Raw genomic sequence first — 26,238 nt, 5'->3', positions numbered from 1 at the left:
GTAATAAAATTAAATAACAGGAAAATATCTATTGATCAATTCTCTCTGCTCTAGCATATTTAATTTGATATATTTCTCAGTCGTTCCTGGCCACTTATGTCCAGCCAGTTCCTGAACTCTTTCCAATGGAATGTTTTTCTCGTTAAGCCAGTTGCAGATCACGCTCATTCTGATGGTCTGGGGATTTAATTTCCTGTCAGGGAATAATGTTCTTAATGGCTCAATCATGGCATGAATACTGTTTACAACAATAGGCTGTCCAAGCTTTGTCAATATAAATTTATCACTATTCCCACGCAGTAAAGCAGGACGGGTTTCATTTATGTAATTATGAAATAGTATCATCTGTTTTGGCACAAGCTCCAGCGTTCTTTTATTGAGATTGGCAGAGCTTTTAATGTAAACTGTGCCGTTATCAAGATCAATATCCTTTAGAGCCAGCCTTGCTATTTCATCGCTGGCAAGCCCCTGATAGATTAAAAGGGAAATCAGAACATTGTTTCTCATGTCAAGATGTTTGTAGCGGTTCTCCCGCTCCATTAAAAGCTGTAATTCCGTGCTGGTGAAAAGATCCTGCACCTGAATAGTCTGGTTGCCCTTGATTTTAATATTAAGCTTTCTGCATGGATGGTCATTTCTATAGCCGTACATTACCAGATAATCGTAATATTTTTTAATTGCTGACAGTATTCTTATTCGATACTGAACATTAGAGTGCTTCTGGCTGATTTTATCCATGTGTTTGACTATATCTTTGTACTGGTATCTCTTAGCCTTTGGATTGGTCTTTAAAAAATGGTTGATTGTATAGAGATAGCTCTCCGCTGTCTTTTTCGCTACAATTCCTCGCAGGTAATTTTCCAGATCAGGTTTCTTATTTTCCATAGCTTAGTTTTTAAAAGTTTACCACTGGTTTGCGTCTTTTGTTCTGAATCGCATAGATGTAGGTAGTATTGATCTGCGTATGTCCCAGAAAACTGCGTATAAAGTCAATTCCCGCGTTATTCTCTGCCAGATGATACGCAATGCTGTGGCGCAGGCAGTGAAGCGTAATTTCTTTCTGTATAAGCTCAAATTTTCCAGTCTGCTCAATCATCTTGTTTAATATCTCATTGAGGTTTTCTCCTGTCGATCTTCTGCCTCTGCTGTTGATGAAAAAGGCTTCCTCATTCTGGTTTCTCCCAGTCAGCCTTTCAGGCCTTTCATCTCTGACATATTTTTTCAGGTACTGCAGGACTGTATCGCTCATTGGAACTTCACGTCTCTTGTTTCCTTTTCCCTGCCTGACAACCAGCATTCCTTTAATGAGATTCACATCTTTTAAATCCAGATTTGCAATTTCAGATCTTCTGAGTCCGCATCCGTAGGCAATGGAAAGCAGGGCTTTTTCCATTTCATTCTCCGCATATTCATAGACCAGTCTGATTTCTTCAATCGTGAGAATGTTTCTCGGCTTCTGAGTTCCTCCCGTAATGGAAGGGATATAGTAGGTATTCGGGATTTCTTTGTTTTCCAGCAGGTAAACCTGAAAAAGCCCCTGAACAAAAAGATGCAGTTTAACTGTCTTTTCGGCCAGAATGCCGTTTCCTCTTTTCTTTGGTCTTGAAGAAAGATAATCCAGATACTTCACCGATTCTTTTGAAGTCACATTCTGTATTCTGCTTATTCCTGCCTGTTCCAGCCAGATCAGAAATTCCGTTATGATGTTTTTATAAAGATTTGACCGTCCCTGCTTGTAGTTTCTGACTTTGACAAATTCTCCGAATGCTCCTGCAAGCCTTAGAAATTCTCTGCTTTGTATCGCTTTTTTCATTGTCTTTTTTTTAAATTAAATGCCGTTTTTTTGAGGGTGCCGAAAACACCCTCTTGCACACTCCGCGGAACGCGGAACACCAGTATCGTATTACCTGTTTTTTCAAGGCTTTCGGTGTTCCGCTGGCGTTCCGTGGTGTTCCACTTTTGAGTTTTAGTTTCTTGATTTCTCTAAAATTCGTCAAGCTGTCGGTGCAGTTCTTTTCTGATTCTGCTTTTGAGCTTTTCCATATCATCCCAGTAAGAGATCATGAATTTAAAGCCTCTGTTGAACGAACCTTCCACGGGCTGGATGTATTCAAGTTCCTGAAGCAGGTTCATATAGCGGAAAGCTGATGTTTTGCTGATATTCAGCCCCTGTCTGATCTCTCTTGCCGTGAACTTTTTTGATGTTCCTTCTTTCTGCTTTTTTATAAAGTCTTTCAGGTTCTCAAAAAACTGTCGGGTGCTTTTATCAAGCTCGTCCACTTTGATTATAATCGAACTGAAGAAAACATCAACGGCTGATTTAATATCTGCTTTATCGGTTATAAGCCTGCCCTTGCTGTCGGTTTTCCTCTGGTATTGGTGCAGGATTGTAATCTGGCAGACAAAGTTCTGGAACTGCGAGTTCAGTCTTCTGAGCATTCTGGCTTCCAGCGGAAGGCTGAGTTTATCGGCAAAGGGATTTACGACCTCATAGGATTTGAGCACGCGCATCACGTTTCTTAGAAGCTGTTTTGCCTGTTCTTCTTTCTCGCTGTCTGCCTGTCCTGCTGTTTTCAGGTTCTGTTTCTTGATAATTCTTAGTGTCTGCTGTTGGCTTTCATCCACTCCCAAAATCACCGAACGGCTCATATTGTCGTAATACACCTCAGCTTTTGTGGTTGTGGTCAGGCTGGCAAAGTGTGCCTGAACCTGTTTGATCTTTCCCCTGTTGTTTCCGAATATGTCTTTTACCACAGTGGAGCTGGTCAGGAACTTGGCAGACTGCATTTCCCTGAAGGCATACTGCGCCTCTTCATCAAGCCCGTCAAAATCCTGAATGATAATCAGCTTGTTGATCAGTTCCTTATCCCTGTAGTGGTACAGCGATTTGCTTGTAATGCGTGTCATGTTCATCACATCCTCCTGAGGCATGCATCCTGCAATCCCGTTTATCAGATGGCTTTTTCCCTCACCGCTTGATCCCTGAACAAGCCCGTGCATCAGATAGGGCATTTTATAGCTCGATGCCAGAATGAAAAGCACAATCCTGTTTTCTTCTTCCCCCACAATGCCGTTCTGTTCCAAAAGCCTGTCTATATTTTCCAGCAGTTTTGGTTTTGCGAGAAATGCGACCGCATTTTCCTGTGCCTGAGGCGTAAGCTCTTTTTCGGCAAAACGTTCCGCCATTGGGTTTATTTCAGCTTCAAAAAGTGATTCCCTGTGCTGTTCCAGAAGATCGGTAAGCGTTACCAAATCCTTTTCAAGGCTGTCATAATCAAAGCCCTGCTTTTCGGATAAGTCCGTGCACTGGCCCTGAACGCCTGCAAAATCGAACAGGTCGATTTTAAGCCTGTGTTTTCTGTTGGTATTGTATCCCACAATCTGAAGCGAAATCCTGAGATTTCCCAAGTCCATCGGCAGGTTTCCCAGAACAAAGAAAGTCCCCGAAAGGCCTTTGTAGCTGATTTTGTAGCCGTTTACAATCTGCAGTCCTTCGCCTGCTTTTTCCGTTTTTGCGCTTTTTAAAAGATTCGATATCCCTTCCGCTCCATAATTGACCCACATGTCATTCAGACTGTGCCCCTCGGGAAGTTCCGCTATTGAAAGCGGAACATCTGGTCTTGCCTCCTTCATTTGTAATCTGATCTTCTCCATTTTCTCACCGCTTAAAGATTACTATTAATTCCAGTTCATTCAATGATTTGATAATTTCAATATGCTCATCGAGCAGTTCACCGTCATGAAGTGCAATGACCGCTTCCCTCTGATCCAGTATTCTGCTCTGCATCAGGCTGGCGCAGTCAATGACAGTCGGCGCCAGATAGAGCTTTTTTGTCAATGGATGAGGATATGCAGGATAGATTCCCTTCTGGTTTAAAAACTCCTCCTTAGGGCTGTCAAGATCAAAACGGAGCGCAAAATAATTTACAATCGCATTCTCTCTGTCCAGCAGGGGGAATATAAGCCCATATCTTCCGAAGACGGTATAGGCAGTCAGAGAATCATCCCGCACTCCTGCATCACTCTTGGTTATTACTCCAAGCTCCTCAAACCTTTCTTTGGATTTAAGGGTCTTGCGGTGGTGGAACTGTCCCGAATTAAAGCCTATTCTCAGGTCTGAATATTCCAGTCCGATGCTTTTCAGGTAGGCTTTGGGCTTTACAGCCTTTGCGCTTCTGATGCCTGTTTCAAATGAACGGAACAGCGATTCTAAACTTTCCATATGCTTTAATTTTTTTAATTGATTTCTGCGTTAATATAAACACAGCGATGCCCAGCCTGAAATAATCTTTCAGGCGGAAGTGCGGTATGGGCGTTAATTTTAGGCCGTCTGTGACAGGGACAGCCGTCTATAAGAGTAGAAATCTATTAATAGATTTCTACTGCAAAGATAAACCAGATTTCAATGTGCATCCTGCTCAAAATTTGGTGGGGATAAATGCAAAGATAATTGGTATTGCTTTCATTTTCAATGGTAAAATATACCTATGAAAGCCGTAGAACGTAGTCTCTGGTTCAGGCAAAGATAAACCTGTTTAGTTTAAATGCCATGGACATAATATGTACATGAAGGCGTTTTTTGGCATTATTGGGAAACCCCATGTTTATTTATCTACGCTCTTCTCATTGAGCATTTTGTATATTTCATCCAGAACCTCAATTTCTGCACTTGGAATCAGCTGAAGCGCAAGCTCCAGAATAGATCCTAGGTATATTTCCCTATTATCAAGTTCATCCGAATAAATGATATTCAGGCACATTCTAATGAGATTCACTCCCAGACACGTCATATCCGAGTAGCCGTAAAATCTTATCTCGCGTATTGATTCTCCGTCTTTATCTTTGGCAGGTTTCAGAAGCTTAAAATGATAAGATGCAAAATCTTTAAACTCTTCCAGCGTTTTGATTTTATCTGTTTCCATAATTTTGAAATATTAAAATTTACTTTTGCTGTTCTGTTTCTTCCTTATTTTCTGAAAACAGGTAAGTAATCTCATTTAAAAGCTCAAACTCCTCAACTGGAAATAACTGAAGTGCTATTCCCAGTATAAGCCCCGCATCAATATTTTGGTTTTGAATCGTAGGAGGAACTTCTGCACTGTCCCTGTCTAAAGCGATAATGCATAGTTTCATCAGGTTTTTAATTATAGAGACAAGCTCACAATAATCGTATATCCTGATCTCTGCATTATACATGCCTCTTTTGTCGTCAGCTGGTTTCAGGGTATTGAGCAGTCTTCCGCTTAATACCCTGATAGTTTCCAGTTTTTTGATTTCATCGGTTTCCATAATTTCATTTTTTTTTATGCAGATAAAACTTCCTGCTGATGGATTCCCTCAAGCCTCTCAAGTTCCTTCTGGATCATGGCTTCCGCTTCTTTCATAAAATCACGGCATCTGCCTTCCATTATTCCATAGTAATCGTAACCATAACTGTTGCTTCTGCTGAAACGAAGCGTGTTTGGATTCTTTTTCAAAATCTTGAACATGTTTTTTTCATCACTGCTGTTTCGGGGAAAGTATTCAGAAGTCAAGCTCGTGAAATATTCGCACAGCTCAAATAAGTAGCCCAGTGAGAAGTGATTCGGGGTATATCCCAAAAATACTCTTATAAGGGAAAGGCAGGTCTGTTCCACTATCTGGTGAAGTGAACACATTCTTACCTCATATGAAAAATACTGGTCGTTATTATAGATAAGATCCCAGATCGATTCACTAACATTTCTTCTGTCTCCTGCGTATGCTGAAGTGCTTTTCACATATCTCTTTTCTGGATTATTAGCCCAGATTATAGGCGATCTGTATGCATCTATATGAATCCTCTGCGCATTCTTAAAAATATTCCAGAAGAAATACTGCTGGTCACCATATAATTTTAAGATATTTCTAACGCTGTGCATGAGGATGGTTACCGTTATCTGTCCTCTTGATTTGCTTTTTATTTTATCGGTGAGGTCATTGCCAATATTATCCTCGAACTCTTCGGCTATAACCAGCAGATAAAGATGGACATGTTTTTCTTTCTGGACAGGCTTCTGAAAAGGCTCATTAAAAGTATAGCTGCTTTTCTTCTCTGCAAAACAGTAAATGCCTATCGGATCGATGTTCTGCGAAATAACTCGATAAATCAAGTCGGATGCGGTGTTTTGGATTGCTTTCATAATTTTACTCATTTTAGTTAATACTTGTCTGAAAAATTGTATTTTTGTTTAACACACAGGCAAGTAAGCAATTACTTGTACGGTACGGTATCAAATTTTACCGTACCGTACATGAGATTTTTTGTATCATACATGAATCCCGCTTATTTATTCTTAATTATTATCTTTGAGCTATGAGTACATTAACAAAACCAAATCACATGGGGCGCAAGATCAGCCGTATCCGTGAACTGAAAGACATGAAACAGGAAGCACTCGCACAGGCTATGGGAACAAACCAGCAGACTGTTTCGATACTAGAAAATAGTGAAGAAATAGATGATGAAAAATTGAAAGAAGTGGCAAAAGCCTTAGGAGTAAGCGTGGAAGCAATTAAAAACTTTTCTGACGAAGGCGTGATTAATTATTTTAACACCTATTATGATACTAAGGATAGTACATTTAATTCAGGGAGTCATTCAGGTAATTATTGTACTTTCCATCCATTGGATAAACTAATGGAATCCGTAGAAGAGAACAAAAAACTCTACGAAAGATTATTGAAAGCAGAACAAGACAAAGTTGAATATTTGGAAAAATTACTAAAAGCCAAGTAAGCTTTTATAAAAGACATATTAATTCGCACAAAAAGAGACTTTACAGTCTCTTTTTTTTTTATTTTGACAACTATTGAAATAATAAAAATCTTAATAATTTATTGCTATTTTTGTCAAAACTGCGTTTTATGAAACAAAAATTACTATATAATATTCTTACAAAGTGTAATTTACTATTAACTAAACTAATCTATCGATTAGACAAGAAACAAATCTTATCTCGACCAAGTAAGTTCGACTCTTTAACACCAATAGACAACGCTAATAATAAAGAAATTTATTTTATTGCTCTAAAAGAAGCTTTAGAGAATGATGATATAAAAAACATTGCTTTAACTGGAACATATGGATCTGGAAAAAGTAGTATCATAAAAACATTTCAAAAAAATTATTCGGAATATATATACTTAAATATATCATTAGCCTCTTTCAAAGATATAGCTAAACCAAAACAAGACGATGACGAAAACGTTAATAGACTTATTGAATTAAGTATTCTTCAACAAATTTTCTACAAAGAAAAGCATAATGACATACCTGATTCACGATTTAAAAGAATTAAAAATATAGATAAAAATAAAATTTTACTTAATTCATTTCTGTTTTTAATCTGGAGTTTATCACTAGTTTATTTATTTAAACGCAACGAAGTTAGTAAAGACTTTTCGGAAATTAGTATTGTAATAGATAACCCGTATTTCAAATATGTAACTCTCATTATTTGTTTAATGGGACTTTATTATCTTTCAATTAAGCTTGTTAGAATATTTAATAATTCAAAATTAAATAAACTAAATATCCAAAGCGCTGATATTGAAATTGGAGATAACAGTGATAAATCGATCCTGAATCATCATTTAGATGAAATTCTTTATTTTTTTGAAGTAACAAACTACGAGATTGTAGTAATCGAAGATTTAGACAGATTTGATGACACAGAAATTTTCACCAAACTAAGAGAATTAAATAATTTAATAAACGGCTCAAAACAAATAAATCGTAAGATAGTTTTTTTATATGCAATTCGAGATAACATGTTTCAAGATAAAGACAGAACAAAATTTTTTGACTTTATCATCCCTGTGATACCGATCATAAATCCGTCAAACTCTAATGAAATTATTAAAAATAAAATTAGTAGGTTAAAATCAACTAATGTACCTACAGATGAATTTATAGATGATGTTTCAATATTCATTGAAGACATGAGATTATTAACTAACATCTGTAATGAATATTCGTTGTATAAAGATAATCTAGGTCAAAAATTAAATCAAAATAATCTTTTTGCAATTATAATTTATAAAAATTTATGTCCCGATGATTTCGCAGATTTACATAATGGCAAAGGTCATATTTACAAGCTGATTACTGATAAAACAATCTATATAAAGGACAAAATAAATATTATAGACAAAGCTATAATCGAATATAAAAATCAAATAACAGACATTGAAAATGAAGAAAAAACAACAATAAAAGAACTTAGAGCTGTCTATATACAAGAGTTAATTAAACAAGTACCAGATGCCGTTTCAATTAAACTTAACAATAGCGACTGCAGTTTTACTGAATTATTCAATGACGAAAATTTTAATCTCCTTAAAAAAATCACATCAGTTAAATATAATTTCTATACAACATCTTATCATAATAATTCCATGTATTCGATAACTACAAATACTATAGCGAAATTATTTAGTGAAATTGAAAATTCTGTTAATGAGAATCATACTTATGATGAAAGAGTGGAATTAATTAATAATAAAAACAACAATAAGATTAATCAACTGAAATTAGAAATCGAAAAGTGCAATATTGAGAGAAATGAAATAAAATCATGGTCACTAAAAGAAATTTTTAAATCTGTCAGTATATCAACAATAATCTCTAAATCTGAAATTAAGAATCAAAAACTTGTTTCTTATTTGTTAGTAAATGGCTTTATAAACGAAAATTATTATGACTATATCTCTTATTTTCACGAAGGAAGTATTACAAAGCAAGATTGGGAATTCTTACAGAATGTTAAAAGTGAAACTATAACAAACTATGATTTCAAATTAATTAATTTACATAATTTAATTAAAAAAATATCAGCTAATGATTTTGAAAAGGAAGCAATTTTAAATTATAGCTTAATAGACTATTTATTGAAACATAAAGAAAGTTTTCAAACCAAATTAAATTCGGTTTTCACTCAATTATCAAATGAAAAAGAAGAAACATTTAATTTCATAAAAGGATATATTGAGGAAGGAGAAAATAAATTTGACTTCATAAAAATTCTATGTAAAAAGTGGCCTGACTTATGGAAATATATTGAAGAGAAAAGTTTATTCACAGATGAAAAAAAAGACGACTATTTAAAATTAATTTTAAAGTATTCAGATTTATCAGATATTAAATCTTTAAGTAAAAATTCAGAGCTAAATCATTACATAGAATCTAAAGGAAATTTTTCAAGTTTTATTAATGATGAAATTGCCTTAGGTAAAATTGAAAAAACACTTAAAGTTTTGGAAATTAGATTTATTAATATTGAAAATCCTAACATAAATAAAGAAATTTTCAACTCCGTTTACAGCAACAGATTTTATATTATTAACATATCGAATATAAAAATCATTTTAGAATACTGCGCACAAAACCTATCTAATTTTGAGCAAGCTAATTATACGACAATTCAAAATTCGAACTGTCAGGAACTTAAAAGTTATATTGAAGAAAATCTAAATTACTATTTATCTGAAGTACTATTAAAATTGCCTAATAATAATTTTGAAAGCGAAGAAAATTACATTCGTCTACTTAATAACTCAGCAGTTAGCCCGGGGAACATTTTAGCTTTAATTAATAAAACAGATACGTTAATAACTGACATCAAATCAATTAATCGTAAAGGGATTGATGAAATCCTTCTTAATTCTTCTAAAATTCTGCCTGTATGGAGTAATTTATATAAATACTTTCAAGACAAAGAGAAAAAAATTGACCCTGCTTTAACAACTTTTTTAAACTACAAAAAAAATTATGTAGAATTATCAAAAAACATAATCAGTCCCAGTAAAGATGAAGATTATCCATTATTTAGACAGCACATCATGTTATGTCCTGATTTAACGGATGAAGCTTTTTCATATTTAATAGAAAGTATTAGTCATACTCGCGATAAACTCTCTTTTGAAAATCTGTCAGTTTCTAAAGTAAAACATCTAATCCGAAAAGTCCTGACGTTGTCAGTTGAAAACTACAATCTTTTACGTAAAAATTTTGCAAATCAACATATCGATCTTTTAATCAAATATCCTACTAAATATATTAGTGAATTCGATCAATATGCAATTGACAATGAAGATTTGTTACTCATTTTAACTTCAGAAATATTCTTAAACAATCAAAAAATTGATATAATTCTGAAGGTTGATAAAGATCTCATCATAGAAGACGTAGAGACTTCGGACAAAGTCTGTGAAATATTAGCAAATAATCCTAAACTTGATCTTAATTATGATTTTATAAAAAACTTATTTTGCAATGCTAAAGACATATACAATAGATTAAAAATATTTAATATTTATTTTAATGAATTTTCTAAAATCAATATTGATGAATTATTGCAATTGCTGCCATATCCCTATTCAGCTATTGCGATAAAAGGAAAGAGACCAGAAATTGGAATAACAAATACAGATCGAGAATTAGTTCAAAATTTATTAAATATAAAATATATATCTTCAAAGAAAGATTTCATTAATAGGATTAAAGTAAACACAAAAGCTAAATAATCAAAAGCTTTAAAATCTTACATTAAATCTTTAGCGATAATTTTATTTAGAAAGCAAAAAAAGTAAACAAATTTATTGGACACAGCCATAGAAGTGCGCATAACATTTTTCTTCGTTCCTCAAAAAAATGCCCTTCGGGACTTATAGCACTTCACCTGTCTGCCTGTCCAATTGAAGACTGCTTTCTTTTTTCCCTTTTTCTTTTTTAAGCATTTATTGGTTGTAACAGTCTACGGCCATCATGACCATATTTTACGCATGATACATTCAAATATTTTCTTTAAATTAGAAGCCTGCTTTTAAAAAATCTCCAAAGATTGCCACGTTCCTGCAATCAGCAAGATGTACGGTTGTCTGACAACCGCCTATCTTGCCACCTATTGCCTCGGAACTCGGCGGTGGAGAAACTTAAAAGAAAAGAGTTTGAAAACAATGAAAAGGAAAAATGATGGAAAGAGAAAATTCAAACAGATCACGCAGGATAACCCTGCGCCTGACAGAGAAAGAGTATGCAAAAATTGAAAGCCTGTTCAAGGCAAGCACCTGCAGAAAATTAAGCGACTATATTCGAAAACACTTATTCAGCAGACCGATCACAAGCACATACCGCAACCAGTCGTTAGATGATTTAATGGAAGAAACCGTAGTGCTTTCTTCAGAACTCCGTGCAATCGGAAACAACATCAACCAGATTGCCCGAAAAATAAATTCAGTGAAAATGATTCCTGAGTTTAAGACACAGCTGTTTTTATTTGACCTGGAAAGAAAAGCACTCTCCAGTAAATTAGAAGCTATCAGCAGTCACACGCAGAAAATATCGGAACAATGGTTGCAGTGATTAAAACCAGCCGTTCGATAAACAGCATTCTGAACTATAACGAAAATAAAGTTAAGGAAGGAGTGGCTGAGTGCATCAGTGCCGTGAACTATCCTCTAGAATTAAAGAAATTAAGCTTTACCCAGAAGCTGAACCGTTTTTTAAAACTGTCTTCATTGAATGAAAATGCAAAACGGAACAGCGTTCACATATCGCTCAATTTTGACCCATCGGAAAATCATTCTAAAGAGAAGCTGATTGAAATTGCAGACACTTATATGGAGAAAATAGGTTTTGGGAAACAGCCATATTTAGTTTATCAGCATCACGATGCAGGACATCCTCATCTGCATGTAGTCACAAATAATATCCAGAGAGACGGGAAAAGAATTGATCTTCATCTTATAGGCGTTAAAAAATCAGAGCCTGCCAGAAAAGAAATTGAAGAGCTTTTCGGGCTGGTAAAAGCCGAAGGAAGAAAACAGAAAGAAAACTTTTCATTAAATCCGACAGATGTCGGCAGAGTCCAATACGGAAAAGCAGAGTCCAGAAAGGCGATCAATTCAGTTTTAAACAAGGTTTTATTTGATTACAAATATTCGAACCTGCCTGAACTCAACGCAGTTTTAAACCTCTATAATGTCCATGCTGACAGAGGAACTGAGGAATCGAGAGTCTTTAAAAATAACGGACTGCTTTACAAGATACTTGACCAGAATTCAAAACCGATAGGGGTGCCGATAAAAGCAAGCGAATTCTACAGCAGACCTACCTTAAAATTTCTGGAAGGAAAGTTTAAGTCTAATGACGCAGAGAAAAGAGCTTATAAAAAACATGTAAAAAATGCTATAAAACTGGCTTTCTTTCGCGAAGACATATTTTCTCCCGAAAAATTATCCAAGATATTGGAACAAGAAAGCATTCATATGATATTAAGAAAAAGCAATGAAGGACAGCTTTACGGATTAACCTACATTGACCACAAAACCAAATGCGTTTTCAACGGAAGCAGTCTTGGAAAAGAATTCAGTGCAAAAGGAATTCAGGAAAACTGTGCGCTAACCATTCTTGTACTTGAGAAAAAATACCAAAACTCTATTTCAACAGCTTCAGAAAACTTACAAGATCCTGAATTAAGAGAGTATGTAAAAGAAAATCTGGTAGATATACTGCTACGTGGAGAGAAAGTATTAGATTATGTTTCTAAACAATTTAAGCAAAAAAAGAAAAAGAGATTTTTTAAAGGGATATAGCAAATGATTAAGGGTGCATTCTTGCACCCTTAGCTTTGTCTACAATTTTGTTAACACATCAAACTTTCCATAATCCACTTACCCAAATCATTTATAGTAGATGTGAATGCTAATGCGTTATGTTGTTCATATTTCTATAACTTTTATCATATGCCTTTCCAGACATTGTTGCTGGATAAACCTCATCAAAGCCAAAGTTATATGGAAATTCATCTAATAAAACTTTGTGGTTTTCATTAATATATTTTCCAAAATATTCTATTATAGTTTTATGAACTTTAATTATTTCAAAAATTTTGTGTTCCAATAATTTTGAATATCTATGTTCAGATTTTGAAGGTTTTGTATGGATTATTTCATTTCTAATTTCTTCAAGTATAATGAATTTATTCCACCAATTTGTTTGTGTTACATCGGGCGTCTTTAAAATATTTTTTAAATGATTTTTGAGTTTATCCTTTAAGGCAAATTTACGTTCAATCGCTTCTTTAGAATAGATCGTTTTAATTCCATCTTTTTCAGTAATATATTCGTAATCAGATGGAATGCATATGTTTGCAAAAGCTTCTATCGATGTGTATGAAAAAATTATTGCCTGAATTATTAGCTCAAAATAATCGAAATATTTTTTTTGAGTTTCTTCTGATGGAAAAGATCCAGAATAATTTTTATGTCTGGGTAAAATGTTTTCATTATAAAATAGTTCGGCAGAATGGAGATTTTTATCTGCTATGCTAGAATAAATTGCGACATCGTTTGGTTTTGTCATCATTGTTTCTAAACTATCAAAAACTAGAACCCAATTAGTGTCGAAAACAAAGTATTTCCAGATACAATCTCTGTTTATGATTATATGCGGTTTTTTAATTCTAGGATCTTTATTCTTTCTATATTTATCATTCAAACTTTTTGAAATAGTACTCAAAGGGTCAATTATTTTCCATTTTCCACCATCATATAAAAAAACTCTTTCTCCATTTCCTTCAACAAAAGTTTTATCAATTGTTTTTTTAATGTGCTTTTTTCATTGCTAATAATATCTTCTAATAAATCCAGTACATTTTCAAATGCTTTCGGATAATTTTGAGATGAAAAATTGAATGGAAAATGTAGTGGTTTCTCGTCGTATTTATAAATTAAAGAAAATGCAGAAAATGAATTGTACTTTTCATTTATTTCATCACTACTTTTTGAAAACAAATTAAAAAATGATATTATTTCAGCTTTTAGATTTTTATAATCTGGAGTTTGTTTTGCAAAGTGATTTATTATAAAATTTTCATTTATCAATACTTTTATAAATGAAGAATCATAGATCAATTTTTTTTCAATGTCTTTTTTTTCGCCATCAATCGTAACACCTATTACAATTTCAGTTAAAATGGAATTAAGCTTATCTAAAAGAATTTTTTCGATTGCAATTTTAAAATCAGGTCTATCGATAATTATATTAATATCCATTTAATTTGAACTTAATTAAGATTCTTAACTTTAAAGATTGTATTACGACAGCTCATTTGAATATATGGCAAAAACACATAAAGCCATCCAACCTTGTATAGGTTTTGTGATAATTTAACTCATGATCTGTTTCAAATATATAATTTTTTCATTAAACATGATCAAAAGGACTTTAAATTCATTGACTCTTTTAAAATTTGAATGGGGTGATAAGTAAGAAACAGAGAAAAAAATTAATCTTCATATTACCGTGTTCTATGATAATCCAAAATAATTTTGTCACGTATTTGAATATTACCGACGACTTACAATTCTTTTAAGGTAATATTAAAACGAAAAAGATGAGCATAACTGCTCATCTTTAAAAATTTATTTGTACTATTTCATTCAATAATGAAAGGTTAAAAATCTAAAATATCATATCAATAAATTTCAAATACACATATTTATCCTTGATAAAAAGATTTTTTTAATGATTAACTACTACCATGTTATTTCACTGGAATCAAAGGTGGTTCAGGCAATTTTTCTAAAAGTAGCTCCTTTGGGAAATCATGATCTTTAATTTTTACTAATTTATCTGCTTTTACATTCTTAATTCTTTTAATTATTTTAAGTTGCATGGAGTTTAAATTATTTAAGTAAAATTTAAAGTTGTTACTATTCGAATCAAATTTAATGTTTAACTGATATGGTGTACCATCTGCTATTTCGTCATCTTTGAATACTTCTTTAAAATTATTTTGAATATCTTGCTTTAGACTAAAAAAAACTTCTGAATTAATTTTAGCTTTATAGTACCTATAATGCCCTTTTTTAGAATTTATTTCTTCACAATAATATAGACTATCTTTATTTATTTCTATTCCAATTCTTGGTTCATCTGGGTTCATTGAAATTCCAGTAGTTAATATAATTTTTTCTTTATTATTTTCTGTATTACAGCTAATAACAATTACCCCAAGAAGTATAAAAAGTTTTCTCATAATTTATTTTTTGTAATTAAGTGCTCCAGTTTTAGGATTAACTTGGATTAGAGAACCGCTAAAGTTCCATATTTGTGTTTTTATTTGAGTATCAGTTCTTGGGTAGTTTATCTGCTTAGAAACTTCTCTTAAAACATTAAATGATCTATTTGAAAATGCTCCTGCATTTTCATCAGTTGGATGTGCATAAAACTCTCTACTCGTGTAATAGTGATCCGCATGTTTTCCATAGCCTCTATATTCAGATGGCAAATTAGATTTATCTTTAAAAGTATTATCAGTAAAATCTGCTGCATAGCTATCTACATGTAAAAATGATTCATGAGAAATCGCATCAACAAGATTGAACGTCTTATTATCACTTCCAAAACCTTCTTGGGCAACACTTACAGTTATATCAGCGCTTTCCCTTCCTTTACTTGAATCAAAATCAGCATGTGTAGAACTTCCTGTTTTCTCATCTCCAACTTTATAAGACAGGTCTATTCCTGCTTTATCATATTTGCCCGCATTTTTTGCTTCAAAAAACACCTTTCCACCATAAGATAATTTTTGGCCTTTAGAAGCATAATTATTTAAGAATGCTTTTCCATCTTTTGTTTTAGCAAAAAGTATAAATGCAGTTGCATGGTCTTTGCTTTTCATCAATTCACTTATATCAATTTCTTTACCATTAGGGTCTATGAACAAAACAGGGTTATTAAGAGCATAATTATAACCACTCCAACTAGAATACTTTTCAGCGAGAGGATCAATGTTCATCCAACGCCCTAACGCAGGATCATAATTCCTTGCTCCATAGTCGTACATGTTAAGCCCCAGCTCGTCTTGGAGCTCCTTTCCATTGTACTTATACTTTAAAGCAGTATTAGTTGAGTTAATCCCGCCGTTATATCCTATATGTTTTAAACCAAACGGATAGTAGTTGTTTTCTTCCTGAATGACAAGGTTTTTGTCATAACTTAAACGGATATTACCCAGATGATCTTTGTACTGGTACACGTATTTATAAGAACCTGCAGAAGGCTCGATATAACCTTCGGCTGTTGGGAAAAACTTCAATACGCCGTTTTCATACTGGTACCCTCCAAGATAATCAGTAGTGATAACCGTTTTCCCTGCCTCGCTTACAATCTTCTTTAATTTTTGTCCCTGTGCATTGTAAATATAAACAATATTTCCTGCAGAGGCAAAGGTTACTTTTGCGGGAAGATTAAGATGGTTGTAAGTAATAGAGGTGATGTTTTTATTGGCATCAGATAACATGTTTCCGTTAAGGTCATAAGTGTAATCATCTCCTGTATTGGCTCCATCAGTAAAACCAAGTGCCTTGTTACTGCTGTCTGTTACTTTAGCCAGCTGGTTGCTGTTATCAGCATTGGCATAAGTGTAGATTAAATTGTCGATCTGCTGGACACTCTCACTGTTTCCGTTACGGATAAGACCGGTAATATTTCCGTTTTTATCGTACCATAAATTTTCATTGTAAGCATTGTTTACTGAGCCTGCTTTAGCAGAAATACTTTCTTTTAAACGGTTCAGGTTATCGTATTTATAGCCGTAAGATCTTACAATACCATTATCTGAGTTTGTGGCCCACTGGGTCTCAGATATGTTTCCGTTATAGAGTCCGTTTACCCCGCTGAAAGAAGAAGGGGCATTATAATTGATCTTAAAGGCAAACAAGTCTTTGGGCCCGTCCGGCTGTGCGAGAGAAGATACATTATTAATACCTGTGAGCCATCCGCGGATGTTGTAGGTATAATTGATATTCTGGGCGTTGTTTCCAACCTTTTTAGAGATAAGCTGTCCCAGCTCGTCATAGGTGTTATCGGCAATAAGCTCAGCAGGCCCGTTGTTTATCTGATGGGTCTGGGTCATTAAACGGTCCTGTGCCGAGTAGGTAAAAGCGTCCTTGACAGTGAGTTCAGCATCTGCTGCTGTTCTTTTATGTCTGGTGATACTGTACTGTGTTTTTGCTGAAAAATCGAGTTTGGTATCGGTATAGGTATAACCTCCTAAATGATTCTGCAGATATGCCCTGACAGGTCTTGCTTTATCATCATAGAAAGTAACTGCAGTTTCACCTTGCGTTTCAGTACTCAAATTCAGTGCCCTTGTCCATGAACCCGAGGCAAGTCCTTTGACCTGCGTGCTGTTTAATATATCCTGTCCTTCTATGGATGCCGGTACAGTAGGGGCGCCCGGGAAGACATAATTATCATAATAATTAACCGAGAGAAGCTTAAAATCAGAAGGAGACACCGTATTGCTGTAATAAGCCGGTATTCCGTCCAAGGTTCCAGAAGCCGTTCTGGTTTCGTTAATTACAGAGGCATTGTTCTGAGCATTCTGCATGGAGGCCCTCTGTGCAGAATTTACTATTGCAGAGGCCGTCCATCCGGTATAAACCGGGCGGTTAAAAACATCGTATTTGGTAATGATCCATCCTGCAGAGCTTAAATCAGAAAACGGGGAATAGGCAGGTCCTGAGGCCGTAACACGATCAAGTTTATCATAGACAATAAACTCCCATTGTTTTCCCGGCAGTTTTTTCTCAGCCAGACGGTTGCGGTAATCATATTTATACTGATAGCATAAATTATTTAAAACAGCCTGAGCGCCGTTGTTAATCACAGCCGAAAAAGTACTTCCTGCCTCTGCATGAAAACCATCTGTTAATCTAATAGAGTTTGAAGCCGTTAAATGCAGGGAAGTTTCCCGAGTTACAGTAATATTTGAGGTTAGATCTGCCTGCAGGCCTGCTGAGCCTTCTATTAAATCAACCGCTTTAGGCGGAATAACATAGGTGAGATTTCCGTAAATATCATAAACATAATAAGTGTCGTGCTTTACCTGGACATCATAAGTTCTTTTTAATACCACCTGTCCTTCTTTGTTTTTAAACTCTATCGTTGATCCGTTGATTTCAAGCGGAGCTACGGCTGTATTTTCATCATAGATAACGGTTTTATAAAGCTCCCCGGCAGTATAATGGCCGTTAAGAGAAAGGGTAATATCATATAATCCTGATGCAGCATTCCACTGTGTATTGGCAGAGAAGAGTTTTACCTCTGCTGAGGCATTAGTCTGATAGTCCATTTTTATTTCATGTCCCGATCCAGAGTACCATGCATTTCCCGGAGCGGCCTGTTTGAGCACCCTGTTCAAAGGAGAGGCTTCAATCTCTTTTCTGCTGAAAGGATAAGAGGTGGCTTCAAGGGCTGGGTTTCCGTTAAGAGCCGGGTTAGGATTTCCGTAATAAGACATCACTTTTGCTCTGGCCGAAGGGTCAAAAGCCATATTGGAGGTTTCTGCTTTAAAAGGCAGGTATTCTTCAGCCTGTCTTCCAAAACCGTCGTATTCGATATGAGTGATGATATCCATGCCGGATTTGGACTGCTGTGAGGCAGTCTGCTGAACGGGTCTGCCCAGTCCGTCAAAATAGGTGATGTCCTGCGAAGCCTGAGAAATGGAAGGTGATGTTATAGGTGTGGTGCTGGGCACTTTGTATTTTACAGCTTTAATGTAATTCTCGCTTTGTGTCTGGCTTTTTACCAATAAAGGAAACAAAACCAAAAGAAGTTTTAAGAAGTTTTTCATGATGCTTTTGGTTTAGTGTTTGTAATTGTACTGGTTCTCAGAAAGGATATTCCCTTTGTTGTCTTTTACAAATTCAAGTCTTCCAAAACTGTCGTAGGTATAGGTTGTGGTCTGTCCTTTCGGGTCGGTAATGGTGCTTACCCCTACAAGCGGAATGTAAGTATAGGTAGTAACCATGGTATTGGGCAGATTAGCGCGTAAAGTGTTTAAGGCACTCAACAGTACTGTTTCACTTCCGGTATCGGAAAGATCCTGAATATTTGAAACATAAGGTGATACCTGGCTGTATGAAGCGTTTTCGATCTTGGCAACAGGCTGGGTTTTGTTATACCCCCAAATAATACACACTGGGGCACCGTTTTCTGGAGTGTACTGTAATAGATTGCCTTTGTCGTCATATTGGTCGTAAGAAAGTATCGTTTGTAAATTTAAACCACCTTTAGTTTTACTTATAGCCTTAAGAGCTATAACATTTCCAAAACCATTGTAATCTGATGAAATCTTGTTTACAACAATTCCTGTATTTTTTTGTGTTTGTGTTATTATTGGTGTGAGCCAATTTTTGTCTGAAACCATAACATCATAAGGATATATGTTAAATTTTGCATAATTAGTTGGATATTCATATTCCGTTAATATTTCCTGATTACGGCTGTTTAATTTTTTTTGTTTAGTTACTAAATAATTATCAAAATTATAGTCATAACTTGTTACAGTCTCTAATTGACTTTCTTTTAAATAATCAATAGTTTTCTTTTCAATTAATAGATTTTTAAAGCTTCTATAAGGATAAACATACATAACATCTACACCAAAAAAACAATTTCGTTCTCCAGCTGATACAGCTAAAACTTGCTCGCCAAGATGGCTTCTGTTTAATTGATAAATAATATTTATAAAATTATTTTCTAAATCAAAAGTATTATATCCAAAAATTTCCGTTTTAACAATATCATTACTTTTATTTCTATAATCTATCTTTTCAACTGTGCCATTAAGTAATGAATTATCACTTAAATGATTTATCAATGAAAATGGAGACACAGCCGTATTTTTAAAATATTTTTCTATCATTCCATTATCACTAGAATACCTATCAATCTGTTGCACTGCAACTTTGTTGTAAGCAACAGTAGCTCCAATAGGTGCAGTTAAATAATTCCTAACAGAATTAGCGTATCTTGTTCCTACATACCTTCCTACTGAAGAAACTGGCGTATATTCTAACGTTCTGATCATATTTAATTGATTCATTAACTTACCAGAAGTGTAAGTGTATTTTTTACTATTTACAAACTGTCCATTAGAATCATAATTTATTATTTGATTTATTCGAAGTCCCCCTCCAATTGACTCTGAACGACTTGCAATTACATCATCTAAATTAAAACTTGAATATTGTACTGTTGCTGTTACAGCAGGCTGATCCCATGAATTGGCAGAGGTAATACTTCCTGTTCCTGTTGCCATAAGAACATAAGTTCCAGGCTCTAATAATATTTCCTTTTTAATAGACTGATAACCTCCATTAGCTGTTAAAGAAACACAATTAAATTCCAGATAAGGAACATAGAAACTCCCATTTGGACCAAAAATACCAACTCGTGCTCCAGCTAATTGAGCACAATTATATTTACCATTAACATTATTTATATTTCCAAATAAAGTTACTAAGGTTTGTTTTGTTAAAGTAAAAACTGTATTTGGTGTAGAAGAGCTGTGACCATTATAACTAACCAAGTAATTATTGTTCATTGTTCCAACTTTAGAATCTTCGGTAGATGATAAAACAACTTGATTCGTAAAAGTATGTGGTTTAAAATCAAAAAGAGTCTTACCTCCTGTAGGATAAGTTATAGAAGATAATATCCCAGCTTTCATAAATTCCTCATTAGCACCTCTCATACCTTTATTTAATAAATCACTATTTGTAAAAAAATTATCAAAAAGCCACCTATTATTTTTGTACATATTTCTAATTCCAATATCCAAAGCCATTACCGATAAGAGATTAGGAATAAATGTTTTATTATTTACTCCATTATAAAATCCCCAGTAATCACTAGCAAATGATGTTTTATAAGGTAACGGTGTAACATTATAAGCAAATGAATGTTTTTTAATATCTAAACTATTCAATTCTCCACTTTCTGAAATACTTACTAATTTTAGTCTTTTCTTGAAATAATCTGGTGTAGTGTGTGTTGGTCCTACAAAAGTGTCTTTAGTATAATAATCTCCTCCCACATTTGTACTCTCAAAATATCCATATTCAAAATTGAAATATTTTTTTTTATTCGTAATTTTATTTACAATTTCAATAAAATTCAGTTTCCTTTTTCCTTCTCCTTCTATATCATCTCTTAAAGAACTTAAGTTAAACAAAATTTTTTCTGAATCTGTTTCTATTTCAGTAAGAACAAGAGGTTCAAGTAAAGCTGTAGGATCATAAACTAATTTAGATTGGACTTGATCTGATACAACAGGAACATAGCCGGTTTTTATCTGCTCGTGAAAAGATATAATAGGTTTAATTTTTCCGAAATTAGTGTATTTAAATTTGATCCAATGATTAGTTTTAAGATCTCTAATTTCTGACAAATACCAAGCATTAACATTTTGAGAGGGGGCCATCTCTTTTTCTGTAAATATGTACTTAACACCATCTTCATTGATAATTTCAAATCCAAAATGATTGTTTAAAGCCGAAATTTTATATTTGTTTTTTTCTCCGTAAATTTTGATTTGTCCTGTTCCAGGATGTATATAAAAACTGCCTGCAAGCCCTGGACAATTAATTTGAAAATAATCTATTAATGTATATTCATTTGTTGCAAAATCTACAATTTCCATTAATTCATCATATTCTGTTGAAGAAGTTATACCTCTATAACATGATATAGGATCTCCTTCAGAAGTGTATTTAGCGTAACCGGCTGCAGGATCTTTTTCGTCTCGATAATTTTCTGGATTTGGCATACTTTGCTTTAATATATCATCCAAAAGAATATCAAAATATCTCCATTGCTTACGAACAGTATGATTTTCATTATAAAACATAGAATTCTGCTCACTTTTCCCAACTGTTCTGTAGTTAATAGCTGCAATTGTAGAAAGTTCCCATCCCAAACCTACCCAAGAGGCTTCTTGATTTACACGAATACCAGTAGCATCATAATATAAATTGATTGGAAATTGTAAACCTCCTGTTTTTAAATTATAAATAGGTATAGTAATTTCCGGCTTTCCTGAGTACTCTCCAATTTGAATATCTCCATATTGTTCTAAATTTGCCGTTTGTGGCGTTCGTGGCAGATTTTTTGTTATTCCAGGATCAATATTTTGAGAAAATCCTGAAAAAACACTAAAAAGGAAAATACTTAACAAAATTGTAATTTTAAATTTCATAAATAAATTATTGATATAGTTTTTATTTTTGATTATAAGCACTTTGCAACTTCATATTCTTTATTAAGTTTAAAAAAGAAGAAAACACAATAATAACCAAATATTTCTTATAATTTTAATTTTTATTAACATTATATTGTTTTGTAATTCCTCAAACTTTATAATTACATAAAGTCAGCACTTATAAACATTAAAAGAATATGAATTGTTATAAATATATAAGACTACCATTATTAAGTAGATAATTCATAAGATTTTAACAGTTTATCTTTAACCATCAAAATTTAATCCCATGACAGAAATCTTCAAAATGTTTCGCGTTACAGCCGCAGAGTCTGAAAAAATAATGCAGTCTGTAAACGAACCGCATGCACATAATTTTGAAGAGCTGATTATTGGCAGTAAAGGCCAGCTGGAACATTTTATAGATTTTAGTTCCAAATTAATAGACGCACCTTTTATAAGTTTTGTAACACAGGGCAAAATTCATCGTGTAAAACCGCTTATAAAAAACGGCGAATGTGATATGTGGGTTTTACGATTTAAAAGTGAATTTATTGCCGAAACTACTTTCAGCCTTTATGCCTCTTTTCATGATAAAGCCAATATTAGTTTACAGAGTAATCAGTGTTTTGAAAAACTGGATGTACTGTGCAAAATGACTTATGATGAATATGTACAGGAATCTCCGGATCTCTCTGTAATTAAACAACTGTTAAGTACTTTGTTTACCATTATCGAATCGGAACGACGTAAATTGAATCTGGATAATGACGAGTCTAAGAAAATTCAGAGTTCGACTTTTAAAAACTTCTTGAGATTGTTAGAAGAACATTATAAGGAATCTAAAGATGTAAATTTTTATGCCGAAAAACTTTTTATGACTTCACGAAACTTAAACCTCATCTGCCAGAATATCTTACAGCAGAGTGTTTCAGAAATCATAGAAACCAGAAAACTTACCGAAGCTAAAAACCTATTAATGACTACTGATAAAAATGTTGCTGAAATAGGTTATGAACTCGGATTCAACGAAAAAACGTATTTCACTCACGCCTTTAAACGCAAAGCAGGTATGACTCCAACTGAGTTTAGAGACGAAATGCAAAAACTTCTTTCTTAAAAACACAACCATTCTTCCGAAAATCGTTACCGTTGCCGCTGTTATTAAACAGAAATTTGTATCTCTTTAAAAATGATACTTTTTACACGACTAATGGCGATATAAAATGGACAGAAAAGATTTTTTAAAAACTATGGCAATTTTACCAATTGGAGCTGCAGCCATGAAACTCAGTTCTCTTAAAACTGTTTCTGATTCTTTTGCAGCGACTGAAAGAATGCCGGTTCTTTTTCTTGGACACGGTAATCCGATGAATGCTCTGGCCGATAACAACTTTACACAGGGTTTTCAAAATGCTGCTAAAACATTGCCTAAACCAAAAGCGATTCTTTGTATTTCTGCTCACTGGGAAACAAAAGGAACTTTTGTAACGGCGATGGAAAAACCAGAAACAATTCATGATTTTGGAGGTTTCCCTCAGGCTTTGTTTGATGTGCAGTATCCGGCACCGGGAAGTCCGGAACTGGCTCTGGAAACTCAAAAACTTATCACTTCAGCTTCTGTTGGACTGAGTCATGACTGGGGTCTGGATCACGGCTGCTGGACGGTTGTTAAATTCCTTTATCCAAATGCCGATATTCCGGTTATACAAATGAGTATTGATTATACTAAACCTGCTTCTTATCACTATGAATTAGGAAAAGAACTTGCGGCACTAAGACGCAAAGGTGTTCTTATTGTGGGAAGCGGCAACTCGGTTCATAATCTGCGATTGGCAGCGTGGGATAAAATGATGCTTCCCGGGTATGCATTTGAGTGGGCTCATATTGCCAATGAAAAAATGAAAAAAATGATTATTGAAGAAGATCATCAATCTTTAGTCAATTTTGATAAACAAGGAAAAGAATTCCAGCTTGCGGTGCCTACGCCTGAGCATTATATGCCGTTATTGTACATTTTATCTCTTAGGGAAAAAGATGAAAAAGCGACTATTTTTAATGATGCTATTGTAGCGGGATCGCTCAACATGATGTCTGTCAAAATAGATAAGGCATGAGCATAAAAAAATCGGTTTGGATTTCTTTTGGAATCCTTTTTCTAATTTCAATTTTCAGTTTTACCATTATGAATTCGAATACTAAAAATACTAAACTGCATTATGTAGTAAGACAGTCTAAAGTTCAAACAACTAATCCGCCTCTGCTTATTTTACTGCACGGCGTAGGCGGTAATGAACAAAATCTGTTTTCATTTGCTCCAGAATTACCAGATAATTTTGTTGTAGTTTCAGCAAGAGGTCCGCTCACTTTTGGTACAAACAGCTTTGCGTGGTTTCAGGTAGATTTTTCAACCGGAAAACCTCAAATAAATGCAGAACAGGCTGAAAATGCTCGAAAAATGATTATTGATTTTATTGAAGATTTAAAAACAGAAATCAACTTTGATTCTCATCAGGTTTATTTAATGGGATTTAGTCAGGGCGGAATTATGAGTTACAGCGTTTCGCTTACGGCACCCGAAAAAATAAAAGGAATTGCGGTTATGAGCGCGCGTCTATTACCAGAAATCAAGCCTTTTATTGCAGATGAAAAACGTCTTCAAAAACTTAAAATCTTCATTTCGCACGGAAAACAAGATGCTGTTTTAAATTACCAATATGCTTTAGATGCTTCTGAATTTTTGAAAACAAAGAACCTAAATCCTGAATTTCATTCTTATGAAGAAGGTCATACGGTCAATAAACAAATGTTTGATGATGTAAATCTTTGGTTAAAAACCAATTTAAATTAAACACATCGAAACAATTTTAAATTTTATTCTAAAAATTAAAAAAGAGTCTTTCAAAGTAATTTTGCAAGACTCTTTTTTTGGATGTTGGTTTATTCTAATTTTAAGTATTCTGTTTTAATACGTTTACAATATCGAGAAAAATATCGCTCCCTTCTCCGCTTAAAAAATTTGCTGCTGTATCAATCAGCGAATCCACATTTGACTGCGCTATATTGTCCATTTTAGATTGCTCTCTTGTAATAGCTGGTTCTAATCTAAAATAGGTAAGTCCGCCTTTTTGAAATCCGGATAATTGCTGGCTCGAAACCAATTGAACCGATTCTGTAATGATATTGACAATAGCGCCGCGTCCGTTTTCTGTTCCCGATAAATCATCTAAATCGCTAGCAAGCCATGGTGTAAAACCCCAATTTCCGTAATCAGGATCAGGAAGTCCCTGATGATTTGTAACCAATCCGGCTCCGCTTGGGTAAGAACCTGTTCCTAAAGATATTAGAATTATATCATCTAATGAAGAAGCTAATTTTGTTCTAAAAGCTTCGCTCACTGCCCAAACTGCAGGATTATTTGACATTACGCCGCCATCAAGAGCCCATCTTTCGCTGGCATTTGAATTTGGAGCGCTTCCTCCGCCTAATTTACCAACTGGAAAATAAGTTGGAGCTGCGCTTGTTGCTCTTGCTGCTTCCCATACCTGATAATCATCTCCTGGATTTGCCGCATCATACCAATTGAACAAGTAGGGACCGTAATCTTGTCCCAGAGTTGGATTTTGAATACTGTTACCGCTGCTGTTAATAGTATAACTAGTTGTAAAAACATGTTTCGTTCTTGCATTTTCTAAACTTGCCATGTTTTGCTTGGCATCATTCAAAGTATAGTTTCCGTATTTCTGCTGTAAAAAGGGTTCTACTCCATTTCCGTTTCCGTCATTGGCATAATATAAAGAATAATAATCTGGTACAATTGACGGTTGAGAAACAAAAATCTGAGAGCCGTCGTTTGTATAAATTTCATAGATTTCACTTGCTGTTAATGGCAATTTGTTATTTACCGGAGAAGATAAAGCAGTGGCAATAATACCTCCTGTCGATGTACCTCCTATTATATCGAACATTTCATAGCATGATTTATTCAGCGCTGCTTCTATCTGCGAAAGAAAATAAGAAGGTATAATTCCTTTTATACCGCCTCCATCAACTGTTAAAATAATAATTTTACTCATAACTCTTTGATTTAGTAGTTTGTATTGGGTCTTTTACACAATAAATTTATAGAAACTGAGTGCTGCGAAGAATTAAATTGTCATCT

20 protein-coding genes are annotated in these 26,238 nt (G+C 34.1%); 7 read left to right on the top strand and 13 right to left on the bottom strand.

Annotated elements, in window-relative coordinates; genetic code table 11:
- Positions 1–9 precede the first annotated feature (9 nt).
- The 7 genes from PQ462_RS09780 to PQ462_RS09750 form a co-directional block, all read right to left on the bottom strand.
- Positions 10–885, bottom strand: coding sequence for a tyrosine-type recombinase/integrase (locus PQ462_RS09780; protein WP_274253311.1), 876 nt, complete (start codon positions 883–885; stop codon positions 10–12).
- Between the two features lie 10 nt (positions 886–895).
- On the bottom strand, positions 896–1,813 hold the full coding sequence (locus PQ462_RS09775; protein WP_274253310.1) for a tyrosine-type recombinase/integrase: 918 nt from the start codon (positions 1,811–1,813) through the stop codon (positions 896–898).
- Positions 1,814–1,983: 170 nt separating this feature from the next.
- On the bottom strand, positions 1,984–3,654 hold the full coding sequence (locus PQ462_RS09770; RefSeq protein WP_274253309.1) for a hypothetical protein: 1,671 nt from the start codon (positions 3,652–3,654) through the stop codon (positions 1,984–1,986).
- Between the two features lie 4 nt (positions 3,655–3,658).
- Positions 3,659–4,222: a hypothetical protein gene (locus tag PQ462_RS09765; RefSeq protein WP_274253308.1), complete on the bottom strand. Its 564-nt coding sequence runs from the start codon at positions 4,220–4,222 to the stop codon at positions 3,659–3,661.
- A 382-nt stretch (positions 4,223–4,604) separates the two neighbouring features.
- Positions 4,605–4,922: a hypothetical protein gene (locus PQ462_RS09760; RefSeq protein ID WP_274253307.1), complete on the bottom strand. Its 318-nt coding sequence runs from the start codon at positions 4,920–4,922 to the stop codon at positions 4,605–4,607.
- Positions 4,923–4,941: 19 nt separating this feature from the next.
- Positions 4,942–5,289 (bottom strand): hypothetical protein, encoded by a 348-nt coding sequence (locus PQ462_RS09755; RefSeq protein ID WP_274253306.1) that lies wholly within the window; start codon positions 5,287–5,289, stop codon positions 4,942–4,944.
- 14 nt (positions 5,290–5,303) lie between these two features.
- The gene (locus PQ462_RS09750) at positions 5,304–6,161 is read right to left on the bottom strand and encodes a hypothetical protein (protein ID WP_274253305.1); all 858 of its coding nucleotides are present in this window, start codon (positions 6,159–6,161) and stop codon (positions 5,304–5,306) included.
- 173 nt (positions 6,162–6,334) lie between these two features.
- Here PQ462_RS09750 and PQ462_RS09745 point away from each other — a divergent pair, with 173 nt between their 5' ends.
- From PQ462_RS09745 to PQ462_RS09730, 4 genes are all read left to right on the top strand, one after another.
- The gene (locus PQ462_RS09745) at positions 6,335–6,757 is read left to right on the top strand and encodes a helix-turn-helix domain-containing protein (RefSeq protein ID WP_209576200.1); all 423 of its coding nucleotides are present in this window, start codon (positions 6,335–6,337) and stop codon (positions 6,755–6,757) included.
- A gap of 128 nt (positions 6,758–6,885) precedes the next feature.
- Entirely contained in the window at positions 6,886–10,545 is a 3,660-nt protein-coding gene (locus PQ462_RS09740; protein ID WP_274253304.1) for a YobI family P-loop NTPase, read from the top strand.
- Positions 10,546–10,993: 448 nt separating this feature from the next.
- Positions 10,994–11,383 carry a plasmid mobilization protein gene (locus PQ462_RS09735; protein WP_274253303.1) on the top strand — a complete coding sequence of 130 codons (390 nt, stop codon included), beginning with the start codon at positions 10,994–10,996 and terminating at the stop codon, positions 11,381–11,383.
- Positions 11,371–12,615 (top strand): relaxase/mobilization nuclease domain-containing protein, encoded by a 1,245-nt coding sequence (locus tag PQ462_RS09730; protein WP_274253302.1) that lies wholly within the window; start codon positions 11,371–11,373, stop codon positions 12,613–12,615. Before PQ462_RS09735 ends, PQ462_RS09730 begins: the two co-directional genes overlap by 13 nt.
- A 109-nt stretch (positions 12,616–12,724) precedes the next feature.
- On the opposite strand, the gene PQ462_RS09725 is transcribed toward PQ462_RS09730, so the two are convergent.
- From PQ462_RS09725 to PQ462_RS09705, 5 genes are all read right to left on the bottom strand, one after another.
- Entirely contained in the window at positions 12,725–13,519 is a 795-nt protein-coding gene (locus PQ462_RS09725; protein WP_274253301.1) for a hypothetical protein, read from the bottom strand.
- Between the two features lie 29 nt (positions 13,520–13,548).
- On the bottom strand, positions 13,549–14,076 hold the full coding sequence (locus PQ462_RS09720) for a hypothetical protein (protein ID WP_274253300.1): 528 nt from the start codon (positions 14,074–14,076) through the stop codon (positions 13,549–13,551).
- 491 nt (positions 14,077–14,567) lie between these two features.
- Positions 14,568–15,062, bottom strand: coding sequence for a hypothetical protein (locus PQ462_RS09715; protein WP_274253299.1), 495 nt, complete (start codon positions 15,060–15,062; stop codon positions 14,568–14,570).
- Between the two features lie 3 nt (positions 15,063–15,065).
- Positions 15,066–18,665, bottom strand: a complete 3,600-nt coding sequence (locus tag PQ462_RS09710; RefSeq protein ID WP_274253298.1) for a DUF6443 domain-containing protein — start codon at positions 18,663–18,665, stop codon at positions 15,066–15,068.
- 12 nt (positions 18,666–18,677) lie between these two features.
- Positions 18,678–22,073 (bottom strand): RHS repeat protein, encoded by a 3,396-nt coding sequence (locus tag PQ462_RS09705; RefSeq protein WP_274253297.1) that lies wholly within the window; start codon positions 22,071–22,073, stop codon positions 18,678–18,680.
- A gap of 292 nt (positions 22,074–22,365) precedes the next feature.
- Here PQ462_RS09705 and PQ462_RS09700 point away from each other — a divergent pair, with 292 nt between their 5' ends.
- The 3 genes from PQ462_RS09700 to PQ462_RS09690 all read left to right on the top strand — a co-directional run bounded on the left by PQ462_RS09700 (position 22,366) and on the right by PQ462_RS09690 (position 24,927).
- Positions 22,366–23,196: a helix-turn-helix domain-containing protein gene (locus PQ462_RS09700; RefSeq protein WP_012025227.1), complete on the top strand. Its 831-nt coding sequence runs from the start codon at positions 22,366–22,368 to the stop codon at positions 23,194–23,196.
- A gap of 106 nt (positions 23,197–23,302) precedes the next feature.
- On the top strand, positions 23,303–24,193 hold the full coding sequence (gene ygiD / locus PQ462_RS09695) for a 4,5-DOPA dioxygenase extradiol (RefSeq protein WP_274253296.1): 891 nt from the start codon (positions 23,303–23,305) through the stop codon (positions 24,191–24,193).
- Positions 24,190–24,927, top strand: coding sequence for an alpha/beta hydrolase (locus PQ462_RS09690; RefSeq protein ID WP_274253295.1), 738 nt, complete (start codon positions 24,190–24,192; stop codon positions 24,925–24,927). The genes ygiD and PQ462_RS09690 overlap by 4 nt, the downstream gene beginning before the upstream one ends.
- A gap of 100 nt (positions 24,928–25,027) precedes the next feature.
- On the opposite strand, the gene PQ462_RS09685 is transcribed toward PQ462_RS09690, so the two are convergent.
- Positions 25,028–26,152 carry a patatin-like phospholipase family protein gene (locus PQ462_RS09685; protein ID WP_274253294.1) on the bottom strand — a complete coding sequence of 375 codons (1,125 nt, stop codon included), beginning with the start codon at positions 26,150–26,152 and terminating at the stop codon, positions 25,028–25,030.
- Between the last annotated feature and the right edge of the window lie 86 nt (positions 26,153–26,238).

The sequence above is a fragment of the Flavobacterium sp. KACC 22758 genome, assembly GCF_028736135.1.
Classification (GTDB): Bacteria; Bacteroidota; Bacteroidia; order Flavobacteriales; family Flavobacteriaceae; genus Flavobacterium; species Flavobacterium johnsoniae.
This window is presented reverse-complemented; position numbering and strand designations above follow the sequence as displayed.

Bases quoted from the DNA above. Each gene is read 5' to 3' on its own strand.
- PQ462_RS09700 (WP_012025227.1), top strand. From the start codon at position 22,366: ATGACAGAAATCTTCAAAATGTTTCGCGTTACAGCCGCAGAGTCTGAA.
- PQ462_RS09775 (WP_274253310.1), bottom strand. From the start codon at position 1,813: ATGAAAAAAGCGATACAAAGCAGAGAATTTCTAAGGCTTGCAGGAGCA.
- PQ462_RS09705 (WP_274253297.1), bottom strand. From the start codon at position 22,073: ATGAAATTTAAAATTACAATTTTGTTAAGTATTTTCCTTTTTAGTGTT.
- PQ462_RS09755 (WP_274253306.1), bottom strand. From the start codon at position 5,289: ATGGAAACCGATGAAATCAAAAAACTGGAAACTATCAGGGTATTAAGC.
- PQ462_RS09740 (WP_274253304.1), top strand. From the start codon at position 6,886: ATGAAACAAAAATTACTATATAATATTCTTACAAAGTGTAATTTACTA.
- PQ462_RS09760 (WP_274253307.1), bottom strand. From the start codon at position 4,922: ATGGAAACAGATAAAATCAAAACGCTGGAAGAGTTTAAAGATTTTGCA.
- PQ462_RS09685 (WP_274253294.1), bottom strand. From the start codon at position 26,152: ATGAGTAAAATTATTATTTTAACAGTTGATGGAGGCGGTATAAAAGGA.
- PQ462_RS09710 (WP_274253298.1), bottom strand. From the start codon at position 18,665: ATGAAAAACTTCTTAAAACTTCTTTTGGTTTTGTTTCCTTTATTGGTA.
- PQ462_RS09750 (WP_274253305.1), bottom strand. From the start codon at position 6,161: ATGAAAGCAATCCAAAACACCGCATCCGACTTGATTTATCGAGTTATT.
- PQ462_RS09765 (WP_274253308.1), bottom strand. From the start codon at position 4,222: ATGGAAAGTTTAGAATCGCTGTTCCGTTCATTTGAAACAGGCATCAGA.
- PQ462_RS09720 (WP_274253300.1), bottom strand. From the start codon at position 14,076: ATGGATATTAATATAATTATCGATAGACCTGATTTTAAAATTGCAATC.
- PQ462_RS09730 (WP_274253302.1), top strand. From the start codon at position 11,371: ATGGTTGCAGTGATTAAAACCAGCCGTTCGATAAACAGCATTCTGAAC.
- ygiD (WP_274253296.1), top strand. From the start codon at position 23,303: ATGGACAGAAAAGATTTTTTAAAAACTATGGCAATTTTACCAATTGGA.
- PQ462_RS09715 (WP_274253299.1), bottom strand. From the start codon at position 15,062: ATGAGAAAACTTTTTATACTTCTTGGGGTAATTGTTATTAGCTGTAAT.
- PQ462_RS09745 (WP_209576200.1), top strand. From the start codon at position 6,335: ATGAGTACATTAACAAAACCAAATCACATGGGGCGCAAGATCAGCCGT.
- PQ462_RS09735 (WP_274253303.1), top strand. From the start codon at position 10,994: ATGGAAAGAGAAAATTCAAACAGATCACGCAGGATAACCCTGCGCCTG.
- PQ462_RS09690 (WP_274253295.1), top strand. From the start codon at position 24,190: ATGAGCATAAAAAAATCGGTTTGGATTTCTTTTGGAATCCTTTTTCTA.
- PQ462_RS09780 (WP_274253311.1), bottom strand. From the start codon at position 885: ATGGAAAATAAGAAACCTGATCTGGAAAATTACCTGCGAGGAATTGTA.
- PQ462_RS09770 (WP_274253309.1), bottom strand. From the start codon at position 3,654: ATGGAGAAGATCAGATTACAAATGAAGGAGGCAAGACCAGATGTTCCG.